At 40.2% G+C, this 22,513-nt stretch carries 20 protein-coding genes, 1 other RNA gene and 2 pseudogenes; 16 read left to right on the forward strand and 7 right to left on the reverse strand.

The features are described from left to right. A complete protein-coding gene (locus tag C9E88_RS04110) occupies positions 1-1,254 on the reverse strand; it encodes an exonuclease SbcCD subunit D (protein ID WP_106985506.1) in 1,254 nt (417 codons plus the stop codon). Positions 1,255-1,393: 139 nt separating this feature from the next. Beyond that, entirely contained in the window at positions 1,394-1,771 is a 378-nt protein-coding gene (locus C9E88_RS04115; RefSeq protein WP_106985507.1) for a VOC family protein, read from the reverse strand. A gap of 438 nt (positions 1,772-2,209) precedes the next feature. Here C9E88_RS04115 and C9E88_RS04120 point away from each other — a divergent pair, with 438 nt between their 5' ends. Together C9E88_RS04120 and C9E88_RS04125 are read left to right on the forward strand one after the other, a co-directional pair. Beyond that, positions 2,210-2,659: an ABZJ_00895 family protein gene (locus tag C9E88_RS04120; RefSeq protein ID WP_106985508.1), complete on the forward strand. Its 450-nt coding sequence runs from the start codon at positions 2,210-2,212 to the stop codon at positions 2,657-2,659. A 65-nt stretch (positions 2,660-2,724) separates the two neighbouring features. Then, positions 2,725-3,633 carry a TIGR01777 family oxidoreductase gene (locus C9E88_RS04125; protein WP_106985509.1) on the forward strand — a complete coding sequence of 303 codons (909 nt, stop codon included), beginning with the start codon at positions 2,725-2,727 and terminating at the stop codon, positions 3,631-3,633. Between the two features lie 67 nt (positions 3,634-3,700). Here C9E88_RS04125 and C9E88_RS04130 read toward each other — a convergent pair whose 3' ends face one another. Further along, entirely contained in the window at positions 3,701-4,810 is a 1,110-nt protein-coding gene (locus C9E88_RS04130; protein ID WP_106985510.1) for an NAD(P)/FAD-dependent oxidoreductase, read from the reverse strand. A gap of 199 nt (positions 4,811-5,009) precedes the next feature. Between C9E88_RS04130 and C9E88_RS04135 the strand changes: the two genes are divergently transcribed. Further along, complete coding sequence (locus tag C9E88_RS04135) at positions 5,010-6,251, forward strand: OmpP1/FadL family transporter (RefSeq protein WP_106985511.1); 1,242 nt, start codon at positions 5,010-5,012, stop codon at positions 6,249-6,251. A 64-nt stretch (positions 6,252-6,315) separates the two neighbouring features. Here C9E88_RS04135 and hemB read toward each other — a convergent pair whose 3' ends face one another. Beyond that, the gene (gene hemB / locus C9E88_RS04140; RefSeq protein WP_106985512.1) at positions 6,316-7,329 is read right to left on the reverse strand and encodes a porphobilinogen synthase; all 1,014 of its coding nucleotides are present in this window, start codon (positions 7,327-7,329) and stop codon (positions 6,316-6,318) included. Positions 7,330-7,436: 107 nt separating this feature from the next. Here hemB and C9E88_RS04145 point away from each other — a divergent pair, with 107 nt between their 5' ends. From C9E88_RS04145 to C9E88_RS04155, 3 genes are all read left to right on the forward strand, one after another. Continuing rightward, positions 7,437-7,934 carry a thioesterase family protein gene (locus C9E88_RS04145; protein ID WP_106985513.1) on the forward strand — a complete coding sequence of 166 codons (498 nt, stop codon included), beginning with the start codon at positions 7,437-7,439 and terminating at the stop codon, positions 7,932-7,934. Positions 7,935-8,185: 251 nt separating this feature from the next. Then, complete coding sequence (locus C9E88_RS04150; protein ID WP_106985514.1) at positions 8,186-9,337, forward strand: HlyD family secretion protein; 1,152 nt, start codon at positions 8,186-8,188, stop codon at positions 9,335-9,337. A gap of 6 nt (positions 9,338-9,343) precedes the next feature. Continuing rightward, positions 9,344-10,873, forward strand: a complete 1,530-nt coding sequence (locus tag C9E88_RS04155; RefSeq protein WP_106985515.1) for a DHA2 family efflux MFS transporter permease subunit — start codon at positions 9,344-9,346, stop codon at positions 10,871-10,873. A gap of 73 nt (positions 10,874-10,946) precedes the next feature. Here C9E88_RS04155 and glpK read toward each other — a convergent pair whose 3' ends face one another. Continuing rightward, the gene (gene glpK / locus C9E88_RS04160) at positions 10,947-12,431 is read right to left on the reverse strand and encodes a glycerol kinase GlpK (RefSeq protein ID WP_106985516.1); all 1,485 of its coding nucleotides are present in this window, start codon (positions 12,429-12,431) and stop codon (positions 10,947-10,949) included. Positions 12,432-12,560: 129 nt separating this feature from the next. Here glpK and ssrA point away from each other — a divergent pair. The 6 genes and pseudogenes from ssrA to C9E88_RS04185 all read left to right on the forward strand — a co-directional run bounded on the left by ssrA (position 12,561) and on the right by C9E88_RS04185 (position 16,232). After that, positions 12,561-12,919, forward strand: a transfer-messenger RNA (tmRNA) gene (ssrA, locus tag C9E88_RS04165). A 185-nt stretch (positions 12,920-13,104) separates the two neighbouring features. After that, a pseudogene (locus tag C9E88_RS17945) lies at positions 13,105-13,529 on the forward strand (tyrosine-type recombinase/integrase); the annotation flags it as partial. Between the two features lie 104 nt (positions 13,530-13,633). Further along, positions 13,634-15,247, forward strand: coding sequence for a hypothetical protein (locus C9E88_RS04170; RefSeq protein ID WP_106985517.1), 1,614 nt, complete (start codon positions 13,634-13,636; stop codon positions 15,245-15,247). Positions 15,248-15,329: 82 nt separating this feature from the next. Further along, on the forward strand, positions 15,330-15,551 hold the full coding sequence (locus tag C9E88_RS04175; RefSeq protein WP_106985518.1) for a transcriptional regulator: 222 nt from the start codon (positions 15,330-15,332) through the stop codon (positions 15,549-15,551). Continuing rightward, on the forward strand, positions 15,548-16,021 hold the full coding sequence (locus C9E88_RS04180) for a Rha family transcriptional regulator (protein WP_106985519.1): 474 nt from the start codon (positions 15,548-15,550) through the stop codon (positions 16,019-16,021). Before C9E88_RS04175 ends, C9E88_RS04180 begins: the two co-directional genes overlap by 4 nt. Next, positions 16,005-16,232 carry a hypothetical protein gene (locus tag C9E88_RS04185; protein ID WP_106985520.1) on the forward strand — a complete coding sequence of 76 codons (228 nt, stop codon included), beginning with the start codon at positions 16,005-16,007 and terminating at the stop codon, positions 16,230-16,232. Before C9E88_RS04180 ends, C9E88_RS04185 begins: the two co-directional genes overlap by 17 nt. 82 nt (positions 16,233-16,314) lie before the next feature. Here the strand turns inward: C9E88_RS04185 and C9E88_RS17740 are convergent. After that, a pseudogene (locus C9E88_RS17740) lies at positions 16,315-16,407 on the reverse strand (Fic family protein); the annotation flags it as partial. Between the two features lie 82 nt (positions 16,408-16,489). On the opposite strand from C9E88_RS17740, the gene C9E88_RS04195 reads away from it, so the two are divergent. Next, positions 16,490-17,622 (forward strand): IS3-like element ISAba14 family transposase gene (locus C9E88_RS04195; protein ID WP_223155595.1). Its coding sequence is split into 2 segments (ribosomal slippage): positions 16,490-16,742 and positions 16,742-17,622, totalling 1,134 coding nucleotides; the frame shifts between segments, so codons are not numbered across the junction. Positions 17,623-17,940: 318 nt separating this feature from the next. After that, on the forward strand, positions 17,941-18,525 hold the full coding sequence (locus C9E88_RS04200) for a TetR/AcrR family transcriptional regulator (RefSeq protein WP_106986719.1): 585 nt from the start codon (positions 17,941-17,943) through the stop codon (positions 18,523-18,525). A 15-nt stretch (positions 18,526-18,540) separates the two neighbouring features. Here C9E88_RS04200 and C9E88_RS04205 read toward each other — a convergent pair whose 3' ends face one another. Further along, positions 18,541-18,897: a MarR family winged helix-turn-helix transcriptional regulator gene (locus tag C9E88_RS04205; RefSeq protein WP_218646850.1), complete on the reverse strand. Its 357-nt coding sequence runs from the start codon at positions 18,895-18,897 to the stop codon at positions 18,541-18,543. Between the two features lie 227 nt (positions 18,898-19,124). Here C9E88_RS04205 and mhpT point away from each other — a divergent pair, with 227 nt between their 5' ends. Together mhpT and C9E88_RS04215 are read left to right on the forward strand one after the other, a co-directional pair. Next, on the forward strand, positions 19,125-20,342 hold the full coding sequence (mhpT, locus tag C9E88_RS04210) for a 3-(3-hydroxy-phenyl)propionate transporter MhpT (protein WP_106986717.1): 1,218 nt from the start codon (positions 19,125-19,127) through the stop codon (positions 20,340-20,342). Between the two features lie 70 nt (positions 20,343-20,412). Further along, positions 20,413-22,482 (forward strand): 3-hydroxyacyl-CoA dehydrogenase NAD-binding domain-containing protein, encoded by a 2,070-nt coding sequence (locus C9E88_RS04215; protein ID WP_162368826.1) that lies wholly within the window; start codon positions 20,413-20,415, stop codon positions 22,480-22,482. Positions 22,483-22,513: the final 31 nt, after the last annotated feature.

Below are 22,513 nucleotides of genomic sequence, written 5' to 3' on the forward strand. Positions count from 1 at the left end.
TTAAGCGTTCGCATCATCTTCAAGTGATTTCTGTGCTTCATCGACCAAACTTAAAAAATCTTTCATTACGGTGTCATCAGCACCGTAGCCTTGTTTTTCCCAAAGATTTTGGAATAATTTTTCAGGCGTAGGCGGATCAAGGTTGATTGCAGCTTGCTGCTGATTATTTTGATCTGAAGTTAAATAACGGCGGCTGATGCGCACCAAACGATAACGGTTTGGCGCTAAAGCCTCTTCAAACTGCTGTCTTAAATTAGGTGCAGGCGGGGTGTCGGTATGATATTCAATTTCGACATATTCACGCTGATCAATATCTTCAATTTCACCGCTTGCCAAAGCAGATAATTGTTCCAAAACTTTTGGAATTGTGCCTTTGATTCGATGCAATTGCACACTGCGCGGAATCGCTAAGGACTCCATTTGAAAGCGTGATTCATCGCTTTGAGTCGGGTCAATACTGATCTCAAGCACTTGGTGCTTATAATTGATTTCACTAAATGACAGGGGAATCGGTGAGCCGCTATAACGGATATGAGCCTGTCCGACTTTTTGCGGTTTATGCAAATGCCCAAGTGCAACATAGTCGATTACATCATCAAATAGCGCAGTCGAAAGCGCTTCTTCATTGCCAATAATAATCGGGCGCTCTGAGTCCGAGGTTTCACCGCCTTGCATGTGGGCATGTGACATTAAAATTAAGGCTTGATCTGGGGTTTTACGTGCTTTGGCTTCTGCAATTAATTGCTGATGTACATAGGCAATGGCATTTTGACTATTGGTGGTTTGATCATTTAAACCAGTAATCTCGGCAGCCCGTAAAAAAGGTAAAGTCAGACACCATGCCACGATATTTTTTTGTTCATCATAAATAGGTACGAGCAGTCGGTCTAAATCGAGCTGACCTTCGGTATTTTTATGGACCACGCCAACAGCTTTGGCATGGTATTTTTCTAATAATGGCTCAACTTGCTCAATACGGTAGCCTGAGTCATGGTTGCCTGCGATCATCAGGGTTTGCATGTGCGGAGCACGCTCATGCGCATCTGCTAAAAACTGATACAGCTGCTTTTGCGCTCTAGATGCAGGGTTGATGACATCAAAAATATCACCTGCAATGAGCAGGGCATGTGGCTGTTTTTGTGCTATTTGCTCAAGTAGCCAATTGAGAAACTGTTCATGTTCGTAGTCACGCGAATGGTTATAGAAGAATTGTCCTAAATGCCAATCAGAAGTATGAAAAAAACGAACAGTCATGCTAGCCCCAAAACATCAAAAGATTTGATTGGGCTCTAAAGTATCATAAATACTGAATATTCCGTTGGTTATTGATTATTCATGCGTCAAGCTAAGTCGCTTAGGGCGTTGCTAAAATATGAGCATTTGTACAAAGTGGTTATGCTGCATTGGGATCGACTTGCACAAGTCCAAAAGTATTGTGGTCGGGATCTAAGAAATAGCCTTGCCAGCATTTGCCTGCAATGGCGAATTTTTTCATAGCGACTTGACCGCCATTCGCTAAAATTTTAGCTGCTGTTGCATCAAAGTTTTCAACTTCAATCGAACAGGTAAAGGCATTGGTGCCACAATGTGTGGGCGGGGTCTGGGCAGGTCGCTCGAGTAAGCCACCATGTATACCCGCAGTTTCAATTTGATAATATTGAATGGGAAGGCCGTCTACACGATGAAAAGTCCAACCAAATATTTCACTGTAGAATTGTGTGTCTCGTTCAGGATTTGAAGATTGAATTTCAAAATAAATAACAGCATTCATGCGGAGATGCTCCAGCAGAAGGAATGAGATGAGATTGATCTTAAGGTATAGCTTTGCAGACGATGTGCGTCTTTCTGTAAAGATGAGTGCTTGGATTGAAATTTTAAAAATTGAGTTAGAATGATAAGACTGAGTTTTGTGTTGAAAAAAAACGCAGAAAATAAAAGACCGACGATTCGAGTGATGGTGAAATCGTCGGTCAAAAAATCTATTTCAAGGTTTAAGATTTGGCTGCTGTTCAAAGGCTCAAACCTGAAAAGAAAATTATTGCTTTAAGAAAGGTCACCGAAACATTGTGGATGCCAGTACAAATCATCGGCTGCTACAGACCTTGTACCCTATATAACGCTACCAATGAGAGATTGGTTGACAATAAAATGAAAAAAAATTCATTTTTTTTTATACTGAACTGATTTTATTTCTTAGGTCATCATTCAGATGTCGCTAACTCGTTATTTTGTCATGTTTTTTATCATTTGCTTGGTGCTCAGCTGTGTTTGCGGTGTGTTGGCCGCGCTACTACCAATGGGTGTAGGCGGTATTTTAACAGCTGTACCCTATATCGTGGCAATGGTTTGGGTGCTTTATATCTTTTTAAAGCGAAATCAACGTGCACCAACACAGGCAGAGCGTAAAAAAATCACTTTAGGCTTTACCTTAATTTTTTGGGGTTACAACATTGCCTTTCAAATTTTAGGCGTTGCTTTATTTGCGATAAAAGATCCTGAAATTTGGCAAAACTTTATATCGTACTTACAACAGCCTAAGTTTATGAGTTTGGTGGTTATTATGGGTATGCTGTTGGCGATTCCATTGTATTTACTTACCTATTGGTTTTATGGCGCGCAAGCAAAGCGCATGTCAGTTAAAATGTTTGGCCATGAATAAGGCTTGAACAAAACATGAACTTATCTTATAGATGGTAGGGTATCTCCATTTATTAGAGACGGTTTATGCTGAAGGAACGGGTGTTAATTACAGGGGCGAGTGGTTTTATTGGTACACGCCTGACGGAATACTTGTTAGCTAAAGATTATGCGGTTATTGGTTTAAGTCGTAAAAAAGATTTGGTTTCGCCGCATCCTGATATGCAATGGATCACAGCGCTCAGTGAGTTAAAAACAGACCAGATTGATTATGTGATTAATTTGGCGGGTGAAAGCATTGGGCAGGGGCGCTGGACGGCTGCGCGTAAGCAAAAATTAATTGCCAGTCGAGTACAAACAACTGAGCAATTGTACCGGTACTTAGAACAGCGCCGTATTGTACCCAAATGCATTATTTCGGGCTCTGCAATTGGTTATTATGGAATAGACACCACTGAGCAGTGGCAACAGGCATGTACCGAGCAGTCGCCCGCCCAAACCATCTTTCAATCTGAGCTGTGCCAACAGTGGGAACAGACTGCGCTACAATTTTCGAATCAAAATACTAAAATCATTCGGCTGGGGATTGTGCTGTCTGCAAAAGGTGGCATTTTACCGCAAATGTTATTGCCTATTCGATTGAATGTGGCTGGAAAAATAGGTCACGGACGCCAACCCGTGGTATGGATTCATATTCGTGATGTATTGCAAAGCATTGAATTTATAATGACATCGAATGTACCCAAACAGGTGTGGAACTTGGTGGCACCTGAGCGAGTGAGTCAGGCAGATTTTGTCTCTTTAGCATCCAGACAATTAAATAAACGACCACTATTAAACTTACCTGCAGGTTTAATGAAGTTAGTGCTAGGTGAGCAATCACAATTGATTTTAAATGGTCAATATGTCAAACCCCAAGCTTTACTCGATGCTGGCTATACGTTTCAGTTCTCTACACTCAAAGAAGCATTAGCCAATTTATTAGCGTCACATTAAGTTCATATAAGCGAGCAATAAAAAATGCCTGATGAACAGGCATTTTTTATATGGCGCGCTGTGAGGTTTAATGGAGGCTCGTTAATGCTAAAGGGCTGTAAGCCTGTGGATTAACAAGGGTGTCTTGTTGTAGCACCAGCTGACGCAGTAACTGTGCAGAAGCAGGCCCCATACATAAACCATTCCGATAATGACCAAAATTCGCCCATAAGTTGGTAGTATTAGGCATTTGTCCAATATAGGGAATACCTGTGGGTGAGCTTGGGCGTAAGCCAGCCCATTGCTTTACAATCTGAAGTTCTGCAAGTGCAGGAACCATTTTCAGGCTAGCCTTATAAATATCTTGTTGAACGTGTGTAGATGGACGGTGATCAAATCCTAAATGATTCATGCTAGATCCACAGACAATATGCCCGTCGCGACGTGGAATTAAGTACATTACTTCATTCATACACATGGTCGGTAGCCAATTTTCTGGGCCTTTAAACAGGAGCATTTGACCTTGAACGGGAGCTATAGGAATCTGTAGCCGAAGTTGGCTAGACCAATGTTCTGACCATGCACCTGTGCTAATGACATAATGATCTGCTTCAAAACGTTCACCACGTGTGCTTTCGATTGCTTGAATTTGTGTATCTTGAATAATGAATTTTTCAATCCACGTCTGTTCATAAAACTGCACCTGCGGATGCTGTTTTAAGTAGCCAATGATGGATTTAAGCAGGCGAGGATTACGCACATTGGCAATTTGAGGAAAATAAATAGCTTGTTCAAATTGATGAGAAATCCGTGGATTCAGCTGTTTTATTTTGTCGTATTGTAGATGTTCGCAGTATTGCATAGGTTCATCATGCAATTTGGCATAATTCAAACCAATCTCAAAATCAGCTTGATCAAAAATCAGCATGCCTGTTTCATGTATTTCGAAGTCGATACCAGAAATAGGGCATAGTTTTTCATTCCATGTGCGATATAAGTCTTTACCGTGTTTGGCCAAGTCATTGACCGCTTGCGGGTAGCGCCAAGGATACATCGGAGAGAGAATACCGCCCCCTGCCCAAGAGGCTGCTTTACCCGCAGATTGTTGATCGAAAATTGAAACTGAACAGCCTTGATCTATAAATTCTAGGGCAGACAATAAGCCGCTAATGCCTGCACCTATGATGGCAATATGCATTCCGTGTTACTGCATCTTCAAAAATAAGGGCAATTATAAAGCATCTGATTGGCTTTTGAGTTTTAGAATGCCTATATGAAAAATCGATTTGTTTTCTTTTTTCTATATCTCTAAAAAAGATAAGCTTGTTGTTTTTTATTCGATTACAAAATATCGCAAACAAAATATGATTTCCTTAATTAAAAATAAGGGCGTCACGATGAAAACAATTTATAGCGCATTATCTTTGGGGATATTGGCAATATTCAGTAGTGCAACACATGCGACGACTGGATATTTTATGCATGGTTATGGTGTTAAAGCGCAGGGTAATGCAGGTACATCAATTGCAAATTTTAATGACGCATTAACAATTGCCAGTAACCCAGCAGGTTTGAGTTGGGTGGGGCAGCAAGTCAATGTTGGCGCAACAGTATTTGCGCCAGATCGTTCTGCCAATATTCAAGATAGCCCGCAAGCCAATGGTGAATATGATGCCAATGGACGTGAATATTTTGTGATTCCAGAAGTGGCTTATAGTCATCCAGTGAATGATCAAATTGCTGTAGGTTTTGCGATTTATGGCAATGGCGGGATGAACACCAGCTATAAACAAAGCCCTTTTGAAAAATATGGCAGTACAGGCCCTGCTGGCGTAAATTTATCTCAAGTATTTTTCTCGCCTGCTGTGGCATGGAAATATGCACCGAACCAATCTGTGGCGGTCGCATCGAATATTATGTATCAGCAATTTGAAGCCAAGGGCATTGATGGTTTTGCCCAGCTTTCACAAGACAGCAGTAATTTAAGTAATCGCGGAAAAGATTCGTCAACGGGTATTGGTTTTAAATTGGGATGGTCTGGGCAGTTCTTTGATGACCAATTGACCTTAGGTGCTAAATATTCATCTAAAGTTAAAGCTGGTACATTTGATAAATACCGTGGTTTATTCGCAGAAAATGGTGGTTTTGATGTGCCTGAAAGCTATGGTGTAGGCGCTGCATTTAAACTTACACCCGCATTAACGCTGGCAGCTGATGTTGAACGGATTAACTATTCAGATATTGCTTCCGTGGGTAATCCGCTCAATTTAACCCAACCGCTGGGGACTGCTCAAGGAGCGGGTTTTGGCTGGCAAGATATTAATATTTATAAAGTGGGTGCAACTTATCAGGCTACACCTAAACTTAGCTTACGTGCAGGTTATAGCCATAATGATCAGCCCATTCAAGCGGATCAGACCTTCTTAAATATCTTAGCTCCAGGCGTGGTACAAGATCATTTAAGTCTGGGGGCTACATGGTTAATCGACACACATCAGGATGTCAGCATTGCATATACCCATGCTTTAGAAAAAGAAGTGAAGGGGCAAAACTCTATTCCCGCAAACTTTGGTGGGGGCAATGCCAACCTAAAAATGAATCAGAATATTTTAGGTTTAGCCTATAGCTATAAGTTTTAAGCATCTTAAGCAAAATAAAAAAAGCATCTGATCAGATGCTTTTTTTATGGCTAAATGAAGACACTTATTTCATGTCTTTTAACATGAGCGCGACTTCTTCGGCAAAGTAGGTCCAAATACCATCAGCACCTGCACGGCGACAGCTCATCAGTGATTCAATAATCACATTTTCAGATAACCAACCGTTTTGAATGGCACCCGCCAACATGGCATATTCACCGCTGACTTGATATACAAAAGTTGGAATACCAAAAGTATCTTTGACTTCACGGACAATGTCGAGATAAGGCATACCAGGCTTCACAATCACCATGTCTGCACCTTCTTGGATATCTAAGGCGATTTCATGGAGTGCTTCTGCGCGGTTACCAATATCCATTTGATAATTGTACTTGTTGCCACCTTTTAAGTTGCTTGAAGACCCGACAGCATCACGGAAAGGGCCATAGAAACTAGATGCATATTTTGCAGAATACGCCATGATATTGGTATAGATATGGCCATTGGCTTCAAGTGCTTGGCGAATCGCGCCAATACGACCATCCATCATATCGCTCGGAGCAACAACATCTGCACCCGCTTCAGCATGACTTAAAGCTTGTTTAATTAAACATTCTACAGTTTCGTCATTTAACACATAGCCTGTGTCATCAATAATGCCATCTTGACCATGAGTCGTGTACGGATCGAGTGCGCCATCGGTAATCAATACCATTTCAGGCAATTCTTTTTTAAGCAGGCGAACTGTATTTTGGACTAAGCCATTGTCTTGCCAAGCGGCTTCAGCGCTCAGACTTTTGTCTTCTTGTGGTGTTACAGGAAACAGCGCTAATTTTGATACGCCTAATTCCAGTAAGCTTTCAGCTTTTTTAAGCAGTAGATCTGCAGATAAACGCTGAACATTTGGCATGCTTGGAATATCTTGGGTTTGATTTTGACCAGGCAATACAAATACAGGATAAATAAGGTGATCAGCCGTCAGTTGGGTCTCTCGAACCATGGCACGCAATTTATCATTTTTACGAATGCGGCGCATACGAGTGGCAGGAAATGCTGGACGATTGAACGTATAGGTCATAACAATCTCAGTGATCAGTCTTAAACTAGAGCTATTGTAGACTTATAATCCTGTTTTAGTACAACACGCTTCATTTTTTTATTCAATTAAGGTAATTCGAGCAGACTATGACGGACGCAGCAAAAAATTGGACAGGTAATATGGATTTAAGCTCGAATGTGGACATGACACAAATTTTACAAGGGTTGTGTCAGGCATTTAATGCATCGCCATTTTTTGCTCATAGCCTCATGCACATGTCAGTGGTAGACGGGCAAATCGAAGCACGTGTAGATATGGCGCCTAATTTGGTGGGTAATGTGGCATTTCAAATTTTGCATGGTGGCGTGGCTGCAACTTTGCTAGACAGCATTGGCGGCATTTCTGCAATGGGTGAGCTCTATAAGCATGCAAAAGCTGAAGATATGACCGAAACCAGTAAAAAGGTATCCCGTTTGGCAACAGTGGACATGCGTGTAGATTATTTAGCACCAGGCCGTGGCCAATATTTTACAGCCCGAGCAGAAACTTTACGTTTAGGTCGTAAGGGCTGCACCATGCGGATGACCATGCACAATGACGAAGGCAAAGCGATTGCAATAGCGATTGCATCGTATGCATATTAATATTGGCTTAAGCTAACTTTATAATAATACAGAATAATTGACAGCACAGGATGCGAATCTTGTGTTGTTTTAAAGAAATGAAGACTGAACAGTTACATTTATATTCTCAAAACATGATTATCTCGCTATAAAATGCGTCAAATTTAAAAAATGACTTTTTCATCGACATCATAGAGGACAAAAATGTCCGATATTTGCGGGATGCAAATATGTTGCCGTTTGAGTAAGTCTGTTGGATTTAGGAAAAATCAATGACAGATGCCCAAGAAACACTGCCAGAGACTCAAACAGTGCCTCAACTCAGCGATTCAGAACTGAAAGCCAAACGAAAGAAAAGTTTGACCTTTGTTGCATTAATTTTAGTGATTGCTGTAGCGATTTATCTGATTTGGAAATTATTTTTTAACCAAAGTGTATCAACCGATAATGCTTATGTGGGTGCTGAAACAGCATCAGTCACATCGATGGTGACAGGGCAAGTGGCTGATGTATTGGTTAGTGATACGCAGCAGGTTAAAAAAGGTCAGGTCTTAGTTCAGGTTGATCCACGGGATGCTGAAATTGCCTTGGCACAAGCAAAAGCAGAATTAATGAAGGCACAGCGTCAATATAAACAAACGGCAGCCAACAGTAGTGCTTTAAATTCACAAGTCTTTGTGAGCGATGATGGTATTCATAGTGCTGAAGCACAAGTGGCCAAAGCTAAAGCAGAACTCAATAAAGCACAAGATGAACTGAATCGTCGTCAGCAATTGAGTGCTTCGGGTGCAATTTCTAAAGAAGAATTAAGCACCGCACAAAGCGCCGTAAATAATGCACAAGCAGGGTTTGACCTCGCTCAAGCAGGTTTAGCGCAGGCGAAATCGAGTCAAAAAGCAGCGCAAAGCTCTTTAGCAGCCAACAATGCTTTAATTCAAGGCAGCAATGAACATTCAACCCCTGATGTATTGGTTGCTCAAGCAAAACTCAAACAGGCTGAATTAGATCTAGAGCGCACAGTCATTAAAGCGCCTTTTGATGGTGTGGTGACCAGTCGTAAAATTCAGGTTGGACAGCGTGTGGCACCGGGTTCAGTGTTATTAATGGTTGTGCCAATTTCACAGTTATATGTCGATGCCAATTTTAAAGAAAGCCAATTAGAGCGTGTCAAACCAGGGCAAAAAGTCACACTTACGTCAGATCTATATGGTGATAGCGTGGAGTACACAGGCACAGTGGTGGGCTTTTCTGGTGGAACAGGCGCAGCTTTCGCTTTAATTCCAGCACAAAATGCAACAGGAAACTGGATTAAAGTTGTACAGCGCTTACCTGTTCGTATTCGTTTAGATCAACAGCAATTGGCCGAACATCCACTGCGTGTGGGCTTGTCGATGGAAGCAAAAATTGACTTAAGCACGAAGTAAACACCTATGAATAGCTATGTTCCTTATGGTGATTTAAAAGGTAGCCGATTGATATTGGCAGCCTTTGTGCTGGCATTGGCAAACTTTATGGTTGTGCTCGACATGACCATTGCCAATGTATCGGTCACACATATTACGGGTAGTTTGGCTGTTTCTAGTTCGCAAGGGACGTGGGTCATTACATCCTATGCGGTGGCAGAGGCCATTTGTGTACCTTTAACAGGTTGGCTGGCAGGACGCTTTGGCGGGGTCAAAGTTTTTACTGTGAGCTTAATCGGGTTTACGGTATTTTCGGTACTATGCGGTCTATCGACCAGTTTAGAAATGCTGGTGTTTTGCCGAATAGGTCAAGGCTTGTTTGGTGGCCCAATTATGCCACTCAGCCAAATGTTGCTACTTCGTATTTTTCCACCTGAAAAACAATCACAAGCCATGGGCATGTGGGCGATGACTACCGTCGTTGGGCCAATTTTAGGGCCAATTTTGGGTGGTTCCATCAGCGATAATTTGTCGTGGCACTGGATTTTCTTTATCAATATTCCAGTAGGTATTATCTGTGCGATGGCAGCGATGCGTTTATTAAAACCCGCTGAAACAGAAATCGCGAAGCTCAAAATTGATATGGGTGGCCTCGTTTTATTGGTGTTATGGATTGGTGCCTTGCAGTTGATGTTGGATTTGGGCCATGAACGAGACTGGTTTAATAGCCCAGTGATTATGGTTCTGGCGCTGACCGCACTGATTGGATTGGTGATTTTTACCATTTGGGAGCTGACAGAGCGGCATCCTGTGGTCAATATTCAAATCTTTAAATATCGAAGCTTTACTATATCAGTTGTGGCATTGGCCTTAGGCTTTGGTGCATTCTTTGGCAGTATTGTACTGATTCCGCAGTGGCTACAAATTAACTTGGGCTATACCGCAACTTGGGCCGGTTATTTAACTGCAACCATGGGCTTGGGCAGTTTAACCATGTCGCCATTGGTGGCGAAGCTGGCGACAAAATACGACCAACGTGCACTAGCAAGTTTTGGTCTTAGTATATTGGGTGGTGTAACTCTAATGCGCGCCTTTTGGACTACAGATGCAGATTTCTTTTCTTTAGCATTGCCCCAAATTCTACAAGGTTTTGCGGTGCCATTTTTCTTTATTCCACTGTCTAATATGGCTTTGGCTTCAGTTCAACCACAAGAAATGGCTTCTGCTGCGGGCTTAATGAACTTTTTAAGAACCATGGCAGGTGCAATCGGCGCATCGATTGCAGTTACAATTTGGGATGATCATACCAAACTTGCACGCGCCGATATGGTGGGAAGCTTACATGTAGAAGATACACAAGCGACGTTGATGCAACAAGGCATGAGCTCACAAGGGGCTTTGGGGTATATCACCAGCTTAGTCGATAAAGAAGCCTTAACCTTGTCTGCCAATCATGTATTTTTACTCTTGGCGATGATCTTTATATTCGCAGCCCTCATCATTTGGTTATGCCCACGACCTAAAATTGTGGAAGGGGCAGGCGGACATGCACATTAAGCCTTAGCCTTAAATGAACATCAGATAAAAAACCGCATTGATTGCGGTTTTTTATCTGTTGAGAATGATGTGTTTATAAATCAGATTTGGCACGTTTTAAAGCAGACTGCCAGCGGTTTAAATGATATTCGCGCTCATCTGCTTGCATGTTTGGCTCAAAAGCACGTTCTAACTGCCAAGATTGCGCTATTTCATCTAAGTTTGAAAATACGCCTGCCTTTAAGCCTGCTATAGCTGCAGCACCCCAAGCGGTTGATTCTAAAAGTTTAGGACGAAGTACAGGCACATTTAAAATATCGGCTTGAAATTGCATCAGCATGTCATTGGCACAGGCACCGCCATCTACACGTAACTCTTTTAAAGGTTTTGAAATATCTGACTGCATAGCGCTCAGCACATCAGAGACTTGAAATGCTATTGATTCTAAGGCTGCTCGTGCGATATGTGCTTTACCTGTGCCCCGTGACATTCCACAAAGTAAGGCACGTGCTTCACTGTCCCAATGCGGTGCGCCAAGTCCAGTAAAGGCAGGGACTAATACGACGCCTTCGGTTGAGGAGACTTGGCAGGCTAGCTTTTCCACATCACCACTTTTTTGAATAATTCCGAGTCCATCGCGGAGCCACTGCACAATGGCGCCAGCCATAAATACACTGCCTTCTAGGGCATAGGTGGTTTGACCTTGCGCTTGCCAAGCAAGCGTCGACAATAATTTATTAGTGCTATATTGGACTTCATTTCCAGTATTGAACAACATAAAACAGCCAGTACCATAGGTGTTTTTGGCTGTACCAGCTTCAAAACAGGACTGTCCAAACAATGCAGACTGCTGGTCACCCAATATGCCTGTAATTGGAATATTTGCCCCCAGTAGCCCCGTAGCTGTATCTGCTACATAGCTGTCGGAACTGATAATTTTAGGCAAGATGGATGCTGGAATATTAAATAATTCGAGTAATGATTCATCCCATTGTTGCATTTGTAAATTCATGAGCATGGTACGTGAGGCATTACTGGCTTCAATTATATGCTCAGCACCTTGGGTTAAATTCCATACCAACCAGCTATCGATCGTACCAAATGCCACATGGCCTTGTTGTGCTAGTTCTCGTAAGCCTTCGGTATTTTCGAGTAGCCAAACCAGTTTCCCTGCGCTGAAATAGGGGTCGACTCTGAGCCCAGTTGTATGGTGAATTGATTCTTGTAAATTTTGTTGGATAAGTTGATTACACCAGTTCGCTGCACGACGGTCTTGCCAAACAATAGCAGGAGCGAGAGGCTTACCCGTGCGTTTATCCCAAACCACAGTGGTTTCACGTTGGTTGGTGAGGCCGATTGCTTTAATATCTTTAGCTAGAATACGCGCAGAGGCTAGAGCTTGCTGTACTACGGCAATTTGAGAGCTCCAAATTTCTTGAGCATCTTGTTCAACCCAGCCAGAGTGTGGGGTTTGAATATGTGTTTCACGTTGAGCTGTTGCCTGAACTTGTCCATGTTCATTAAATATGATTGCACGACTTGAGGTCGTACCCTGATCGAGGGCCAGTAAATAGCTCATATCTTTTTCTTTTGTGGTCTTGAAAAATAAAATATTAGCGCAATTATGTAATTAAGCGCATTCAATTGTGTAATTGTTCAGAAAATACATCGTATTTTTTATCAGTTATGCTATGATTGTTCATACTTTGGGGATGTTTCTGGCTTCGACGCTGGTGATGAAACTCATAGATGCATGTCGAGAGCGCATTTTCTCTCGTAAATCAAATTTGCATTTTTTAGTCGCAAACGACGAATCATACGCTCTAGCTGCCTAAGGGCAGCTTGTCCGCATCTCTGAATACTTGTGGTTAGAGATCCCGACTGAAGCGCAAGCACACAAGTCCGTATAAAGCCAAGCCTCGGGGCTTTGTACTAAACTTAGAGGATCGCGATTTGTACCCTGTTCGTCGGGTCACAAAGAGTTAAAACAATAGACGATATCTAAGCATGTAGTATTCTCGAGCGTAGTGCTGGCGGACGCGGGTTCAACTCCCGCCATCTCCACCAAATACCTAACTTGATATGACTGAATATGACGTAATATCAAGTGGAAAGGCTTAAATCTTAAGGGTTTAAGCCTTTTTTCTTGCCTAAATATAACCAAACATAAAAAGATATAGTTTTGCTTATCGTGCATCCCTGTATATATCCTTAAATATAAATTGAATCCGAGGGATACAACAAGAAAAGGAATTTATGTGCAGGTGAATCGTAAGCGGGCAATGTACTGTGAGATTTATGACTTTGTAAAAGTTACAATCCTTTAGAGGGTATTCAGAAATATCTATAGCAAGGTAAAAAAACAAATATGGCGCATGTGGACGAAAAGGAATTACCCGCATTAATTAGAGCTATCAATAATTATCCTACGATGGACGTTCGTATGGATTTACAGTTGCTTGCAAAGTGGGGTGAGTTTGAATTTAAAAAAAAACGGTTTGGAATATAGTTGATGAACGTCATATTGAATTGGCTTTAGCGCATGTTAAGGATGGCGTGTCGGGTGTATATAACAAGGCGCAGTACTTACAGGACAGAGCGAATATGATGCAATGGTATGTGAATCATTTAAGAAATAGCAGATCAAATTATTATTCAATTTAAAAAAGTTAAATGACAAAATTTGCACTGATTTGATTAAATATCATTTATATTTAGTTTGTTAAGTCTAGCTCGACGGAGTGAAAGTCGAATACCCAATTCGATTGGCTTATCAACTTTTTGTGGGATGCTGTGGGAGGCACAACATTGAAGCTATTAAACTTAGCAAAAAAAAATTTAGAAGAATATATTTCAGTAGTTGATGCAATTTCAATCTTGGCAAAAACACAAAATACGACAATTAAGTATGTAGGAGTTTTTTTATTAAATCAGATGTTTGATGAAGAAGTTTCTACCTATGCTTGTAATAAATATTATGTTCTACATGATGATGATCATAATTGGGGAAAGTTTACGAATACATATCAAATTTTAAATGAAATTAGTGAAAATGAAGAATTTGAAGATGCATTTACATTTCATGAAAAAAATATTTCTACATTATTAGCTTCCTCGTATTGGAAGCTATCTGATTTATACAATTTAAAATTATTTCGAGAATTATCTATTGATTTTTACTTTAGAGTAAAAAAAATAATTGATTTAATTAAGAATAAAAAATTACCAATAGAAAAGTTTAAAAATATCGATGAATTAACTATAGATGATGTTAAAGAATTATTAGGAGAGGATCATAGAACCTATATTAAAAATGATCAAGAAAATTTTATTATTTCAGCATTTGTAGAATCATTACAACGCTGTTTTAATTATTTTGATATCAATTCAAATTTTGACATAGTTATTGAGAAAAAACTTCTTAAAAGTATTTTGTGTGAAAATGGGATAGTTATAGATGGATTTAATGATGAGCTTGATGAAGAAACACAAGATGAAAATGTATGGGATGAGGATTATTTATGTCAACTAGAGGAGGAAAATTCAATTGTAATAGACAATCAAAATGATGAGTTAGAATTTCCTGATTTTATTGATAGTAATGAAGATTTTTTGAAAGGCAGTAACAAACAGAAAAACTACCCTTTATTTTATAAAAATGAAACGTTCACAGTTGAAGAGGCTGCTTGTTTAGTATCGGGGTATGAAGTAATAAATGTTGAATCAAGATCGACTTATGTTGCTTGGCGTAATGATAATCCTAAATATGTTGAAGCAGAAAATTGGATATATTCCCTAGTAAGAGGAAATCTATTTGAAGAACTTGAGCATAATTTTTACATCATCAGATCTAGTGAGTTAAAAAAATATCTTAATAAAATTGGAAAAATTATTGAGGGATTTAATGATGATGGTAATTTATCTGAAGTTGAATTTAGGCTCATAAATGAAAATAGCAATCTGAAATCTAAGATAGATGAATTGAGCAAAGAAGTGCAAAGCCTAAAAGCTTCATCCAATGATGTTGGTATACCAAGTGTTGGACATGCTTCGCCCGAACATTACCAACAGCAACGTGACCAACTCTTAGAAGAAAATAAAATACTGAAAGCAGAGCTTTTAGAGAAAGATCAAAAAATAAAAGAACTTGGGTTAATCCAAACTACTGTAGATGAATCCAAACTAGGGAATACAAGGGCAGAAAACAATGTCACCAAATTACTTCTTGTATTGGCAAAGATGGCAGATATTGATGTTAGTAAGCCTCATGCAATACATGAGAGCCTCTTAGTTCAAGCTGAATTGCTAGGAGTGGATAAGTTTCCTAGTGACGAAACCATTAAAAAATGGTTGGTTAAGGCTAATAAGCATAAAAATAGTCAAAATCCTAGTTAGGATATTACTTAATCCTAACTAGGATAACTTTATAAAAACATAAACATACTAAGCCCATATTCTTTTAAATATGGGTTTATTTATGACTATCCGACCAATCCGAGTTCAATTCAAAACAGCTTGCCAAATCCTAGATATAAGCCGTGAATCATTGCGCCATATCGTACGTACAGATGAATCATTTGCTCGTCCTATTAAAATGGGTGAAAGCAAACAAAGCCCTATTTTTTTCGATTATGCCGAGCTTATGCAATGGCATGAAGCACAAAAAATGAAAGTAATGGAACAGGAGGTTTTAGGATGAAACCAACTATTTCAAGCCTTAAATTCGCTCAAGATTTTGGGATTTGTCATTCTGACTTAATGAAAAAAATCAGAAACTTTAATTGTTCGGAGGATTTCACTAAACGAAATTTTTTGCTCAGTACTTATAAAGACTCGACAGGTCGAACGCTTGATTATTTTGAGATTACTCAACAAGGATTTACTTTCCTGATCTCTCATACAGAATGGCGAATTAATGATCAATGTATTGAAATATACACTCGTGTGTTTGAAGAAATGGCACAGAAAATTTCCTATGAAGAACAATCGCTCTATACGTTGCTAAATAAAGCGACTTTGGAATATATGTTGGTAGATCAAGGGGCAAGTAATGCCGGAAGAAATCTGCAATATTTAGGAAAAGTTGCCAAGCCATTACTAAGGAAAAGCATCTTAAAAATTATGGACCAGCTTCAATTGAAGTTGCCATTCAATGATGAAGGTGAATAAGGGGGACAAAATAACAGTACATCGTGAAGCCCCGAGCCTAGAACAGCCTAAAGAAATTTTAGAAAATTGTATAAGACTTAATCCACAAGACGGCGCATTTATGCGCCTCTCTGTCATTGAATCAAATGAAAGCCCTAAACAGCATATTCATATTGATGAAACAGCTGTTGAGATAGGTGATTTTAAATACGAAAACATAAATAGCCACTAATATTTAGACAATATTTGCTGAATATAAATATTTGTTTAAACCTAAATATTGATCCTTTGCACATGCTATTGAACAAACTTTGCTAAGTCACGAATACAACCTGATAGGGTATAAATCCTTCTAATACAGCTTTGAAAATTAATTGAATAAAAGCTTTAGTTTTGCCATAAGAGATGGATCCGTAAATTTGAACAACTCCTATAAGTGATATTCTGCTCCTCAAATGATGTTATAAACATCAATATATGGAGTATTTTATGGCACGTAGACCAAGAAGAAATCATTCAAATGATTTTAAAGCTAAGGTAGCACTTGCTGCGATTAAAGCAGAAAAAACACTTGCTGAATTGAGTGCTGAGTTTGATGTTCATCAAAACCAAATTATTGACTGGAAAAATCAATTGATCTCAGCTTCCTCGCAAGCTTTCGATCAATCAAAAGCTCCAACAGAACCACCCATCGATCTAAAAAAACTACATGCAAAAATCGGTGAGCAGGCATTAGAAATTGATTTTTTAGAAGGTGTGTTGAAGAAACTGGGCCGCTTCAACCACAAAAGTTAATCGACGACTCACTTCAGATTTCAGTATCTAAGCAAGCTAAGCTGCTGAAAGTCTCCCGTGGTTGTTATTACTATCGCCCAAAACCTGTGAGTGCATCAGATCTGAAGCTGATGCGATGTATTGATGAATTACATATGCAATATCCTTTTGCAGGCAGTCGTATGATGCGTGATTTGTTGAATCGTCAAGGACATCATATAGGACGACGTCATACACGTACTTTAATGAAGAAAATGGGTATTCAGGCGTTATATTGCAAACCAAATTTAAGCCAGGCTAATCAAGCTCACCGTAAATATCCATATCTGCTCAAAGGATTGGCTATTCAGCGCAGTAATCAAGTGTGGTCTACGGATATAACGTATATCCCTATGGCAAAAGGCTTTGTTTATTTATGTGCTGTGATTGATTGGCATAGCCGCAAGGTACTTGCGCATAGAGTATCGATTAGTATGGAGGTGGATTTTTGTATTTCGGCTTTAAATGAAGCGATTGAAAAATATGGTCGACCTGAAATATTTAATACAGACCAAGGCAGCCAGTTTACCAGTGATGCATTTATTGATGTATTGAAATCAAATGGCATTCAAATCAGTATGGATGGTAAAGGTCGATGGGTAGATAATGTGATGGTTGAACGATTATGGCGGAGCGTTAAATATGAAGAGGTGTATCTCAAAGCTTATAGCAGTGTCACAGATGCGAAAAAGCAATTAAGTGCATATTTTGAGTTTTATAATTTGAAACGACCTCATTCGAGTCTAGACAAAATGACACCAAATGAGTTTTACTATGATCAGCTACCCCAACAAAACAAGGTGGCTTAACTAGAGCGGAATATCACTTATAAATACGCTTTTAGTTGTTCAAACAAGTGGGACCACCTCTATAAGCCATACATTCCTCACTAAAATTCAAAGAAACCTAAATTTTTAGTAATTTAAGGCTTTTATATTGTTCATTTATTGTTGGAGATAGATGTTTATAAGGCTGAGCTTTATGGGAATCACGAGAACTGATTAATTTCAGGCAATAAAAACAAATGTATGTCGTCAATCAATATTGACATTTTATGATGTTCTTAATCATGATAGGGCGATATCAATTTATATAAAATTTATTGATTCGTACTGAGTTGAAATCCTATGACCATATCCCGCCACGAAAAGATCTTTTTGCTCAAACAGAAGATTTTAGAAGTGACCGAACAGCTACTGCTCGAAAATAATCAGGATATTGTAGTTGGGGAATTAGCAGAAGAATTAGACATTGCGAAGGGCACCATTTATAAATATTTTAAATGTAAAAACCAGCTCTATCTCGAATTGCTCATTTTGAATGAAACGCGACTCTTGGAGATCGCTCAAAAATTTAAAACGGATGTGCAAGAGGGAATTAGACAGTTCATGCTCTATCATCTGATGAATTCAAATCGAACTGTATTACTGCATAGTATTGAAGAGCGAATTACCAGTCAGGAAAGAGGAATAAAAAATAAGTTTGAGCAACTGTACGAAGTTCGAGAAAAAAGAATAGTCGAGGTTAAAGATATTACGGTCGAATATCTAATTTCTCGCAATTGTGCGATTAGCCTGCGTGATTATCTTTCTTATGTTTGGACCATCACACATGGTGCCTGCCTGTTGTTAAGTTCAACTTATTATCAAAAATCTATTGGCGAACGTCAGAATTTAATAAATTTTTATATAAAACAAGCTATTAATTTATAGCTTGTACTTTCAGTATTAACTCTCTGGCCAATCTAATTCCAATATACGTCTGAGCTGTTTAACGTTGTCCTCACCCAAATGTTTTGCGAGTTCTTGCTCGGCTTGATGAATTTCTGCCAATGCAACATCCGACATTTCTTTACCGTTCGTCGAAAACTTAACCATTTTGATGCGTTTGTCATTTGGACTATCAATAACTTCTAAGAACTTAGAATTAAGACCTTCAGCGACTAACTGATGCACCGCTTGGCGGGAAATTTTTAAGCGACGAGCCAATTCAGACATTGGCACAGGTGTTTCGCCAAGATAACTATAAAGCCTCGCCATCGATGGTGTTACGTAGCCATAACCATTTTTTTCTGCATTTTTCATTAAATGGTCTTCGATCCATTCAAGGCGAGATCGAAGCAAAGTTCTTAGAGATTTCACGGCTTATACATGGCTAAAAATGAGCTCTCAATATAAGCAATATGATTTTTTTTTTCCATTTTTATCTACGACTTTTTTCTAATTCTTAAAACGTCAAGTATGCTTGACAATATAGCCATATCAAATTAGTTTGTTTTTGCTAGGAACGCAAAACAAGAAGGGTACGTTGTATGGAACAACAACAAAATACACAGCGTAATGCTGTGATGACGATTTTAATCTGCTTTCTGATCGCCTTGATTGAGGGGATTGATTTGCAGTCTGCAGGTGTTGCTGCTGCAGGTGTTAGCGCACATTTTGGTTTAGATAAATCAAGTCTGGGCTTATTTTTTAGTGCTGCAATTTTAGGCTTATTGCCTGGTGGTTTAATTGGTGGTCGATTAGGGGACCGCATTGGCCGTAAAAAAGTGCTGATCATTGCTGTTGCATTATTTGGTTTATTTTCAATTCTCACCGCTTGGGTAACGTCATACTCAGGGCTGTTATTTGCACGCTTTATGACAGGCTTAGGGTTGGGCGCTGCATTGCCAAATTTAGTGGCATTGGCTTCTGAATCAGTGAGTGATAAAGCACGTGGACGTGCAATTTCATTGATGTATTGCGGTATGCCAATTGGTGGTATTGCAGTATCACTACTTGCGAGTACGCAATTGGCTGCAGACTGGAAAGTCATTTTTTATGTGGGTGGTGTTTTACCTTTGATGGTCATTCCGCTCATGATGGCATTCTTGCCTGAATCACGTGCATTTCTTGCAACGCAGCAAAGTGCTGATACCGCTCAGAAAAGCAAATTCAGCGATTTGTTTAACCAGTATTTCCGCATGCCAACAATCCTACTTTGGGTGGGTTATTTCTTCACCATGATGGTGGTGTACATGCTACTCAACTGGTTGCCGTCATTACTTATGGAGCTCGGGTTCCAGAAAAAAGATGCAACCATGGTGCAAATGTTCTTCTCGGTGGGCGCTTTTGTCGGAACGATCGTACTGGGCTTGCTGGTTGACCATTGGAAAATGAAAAACGTCATTTTGCTGATGTATAGCGGCATCATTTTAGGTTTGATCGCGCTGAACAGTTTTAGCACCGTAAATGCGATGTATTTTGCTGGTGCATTGGTGGGTTGTTTCACGATTGGTGGACAGATGGTGCTGTATGCATTAGGCAGTCAGGTTTATCCAACTCAAATGCGTGGTACAGGTGTAGGGACAGCAATGACTGTTGGTCGTTTTGGCGCGATGGCAGGTCCTGCAGTTGCGGGTCAATTCCTTGCAATGGGGAATGGCGCAACGGGTCTGATTGCGACCTGTATTCCGGGCATTATTATCGCAGCTGTTCTGATTCTGATCTTACTGGGCACAATGCAAAAACGTGCTCAAGTACAAGCATAAAACAATTTTGTAGTGCAAATTTTAACTGATTTGCACTGCATTTATTCAACTGAAAAAATGGAAGATGAGCATGGGTTCTGTAAATCACATTCTGATTGAAACACACGGCAATGTGGCTGTAGTGAATTTTCAAACTGAAAAATTAAATGTACTTTCACATACATTACGCTCAGATCTCTATCAGGCAATTGAGCAATTGTTAGCAGATGATCACGTTAAATCTATCGTCCTAGCAGGTTCAGCGAAAGTATTTAGCGCAGGTGCAGATATTGCAGAGTTCTCAGCAGGAACTCATCTTAACTTTCCATCATTACATGATTTAATTCATCAGATTTCAGATGCCCAAAAGCCGATTGTGGCTGCAGTTTCTGGTACTGCGTTGGGCGGTGGTTTAGAGTTAGCTTTGGCTTGTCAGCACCGTGTGGTACATGCAAAAGCACAACTGGCTTTGCCTGAAGTGCACTTGGGTTTATTACCAGGTGCGGCAGGTACACAACTGTTACCACGTTATATTGGTGCAGCATTGGCTTTAGACGCTATTTTAACAGCGAAACCTTTAAAACTCGCGACACTAACTGACTCAGCACTCATTGATGTATTGACGGAAACTGATGCTAAACAAGCAGCAGTTGAATTTGCTCAGACATTAACAAATTCGACACATATCAAGCATCAAAACTTAGAACTCACAGAAGAACTACAGGCCTTATTGCAAGCAAAACGTGATGCTTTAGGGAATAAGCCACAACATGTGGTGCAGCACGCTATTCTCTCAGCGGTTGAAGCTGCATTAACTTTAGACTTTTTCGCAGGTTTTGACAAAGAACAGGCTTTGTTCCAAGAACTGACATCCTCGGATGTTTCTAAAAGCTTGCGTCATGCATTTTTTGCAGAGCGTGAAGCAAAACATATTCCAGATTTAGATGTGGCTGTACAAGCCAAAGCCATTGAACGTGTAGCTGTGATTGGTGCAGGGACTATGGGCAGTGGTATTGCCATTTGCTTCTTGCAAGCAGGTTTTCCTGTGACCCTCATTGAAAATCAGCAAGCGGGATTAGACCGAGGTTTAGCATTGATTGCTAAACACTTTGCAGGACAAGTGGCTAAAGGTCGTTTGACTGAAGAAAAAGCCACAGCGATTCAAGCGAATCTTGCAACCAGCCTAGAATATTCTGCACTTGCAACGGTGGATTTAGCCGTGGAAGCGGTGTTTGAAGATTGGGATGTAAAAACTTCTGTGCTCAAGCACATGGATACCCATTTACCAGCACATGCGGTTTTGGCAAGTAATACCTCTACTTTGGATTTGAATCAACTTGCGGCGCAAACCTCTCGTCCTGAATCTGTGGTGGGCTTACATTTCTTTAGTCCTGCGCAAATTATGCCACTTCTCGAAATTGTCCGCACAGACAGCACAGACCAAGCCACTTTAAAAACCGCTTTAGAAATTGGCAAACGTCTGAAAAAAACTGCAGTGGTTGCAGGAGTGTGTGACGGCTTTATTGGCAACCGTATGTTAAATGCCTATTTGCGCATTGCAGGACTACTCATTGATGCAGGTGCATCGCCGTATCAAATTGACCGCGCTTTGGAAAATTGGGGTATGGCAATGGGGCCATTCCGCATGTGTGACATGGCAGGTAATGACATTGATTACATGATTCGTAAGCATCAGTTGAAGCTTAATCCAACGAAGAAATTCTCAGGCTTTGCCGACCAGTTATTTGAGCTGAAACGTTTTGGTCAAAAAACACAAAAAGGTTGGTATGACTATAGCCAAGGCAACCGCCGTGGGGATGTCGATGCTGAAGTCATTGCATTGATTGATGCCTACCGTGCAGAAAAAGGCATTCAAGCACAACAGTTTAGCGATGAAGAAATTGTCGCGCGTTGCATCTACGCCTTAGCCAATGAAGGCTTCCGTTTACTCGAAGAAGGAATTGCACTCCGCCAGTCAGATATTGATGTGGTGTATTTGGCAGGGTATGGCTTCCCGCGCTGGCGTGGTGGTCCAATGTTCTACGCGACAGAACAGGGTCTCGACACAATGAGTTTGAACATGCAGCAATTTGCTCAAGACCCAACAACAGATGCGTCTTTTTGGCAAGTACCCGCATTGTTAGCACAATCAGTAGCTTAATTCGCGACGTTATAAAAATATAAATTTGGTG

The sequence above is a fragment of the Acinetobacter cumulans genome, assembly GCF_003024525.3.
Lineage (GTDB): Bacteria > Pseudomonadota > Gammaproteobacteria > Pseudomonadales > Moraxellaceae > Acinetobacter > Acinetobacter cumulans.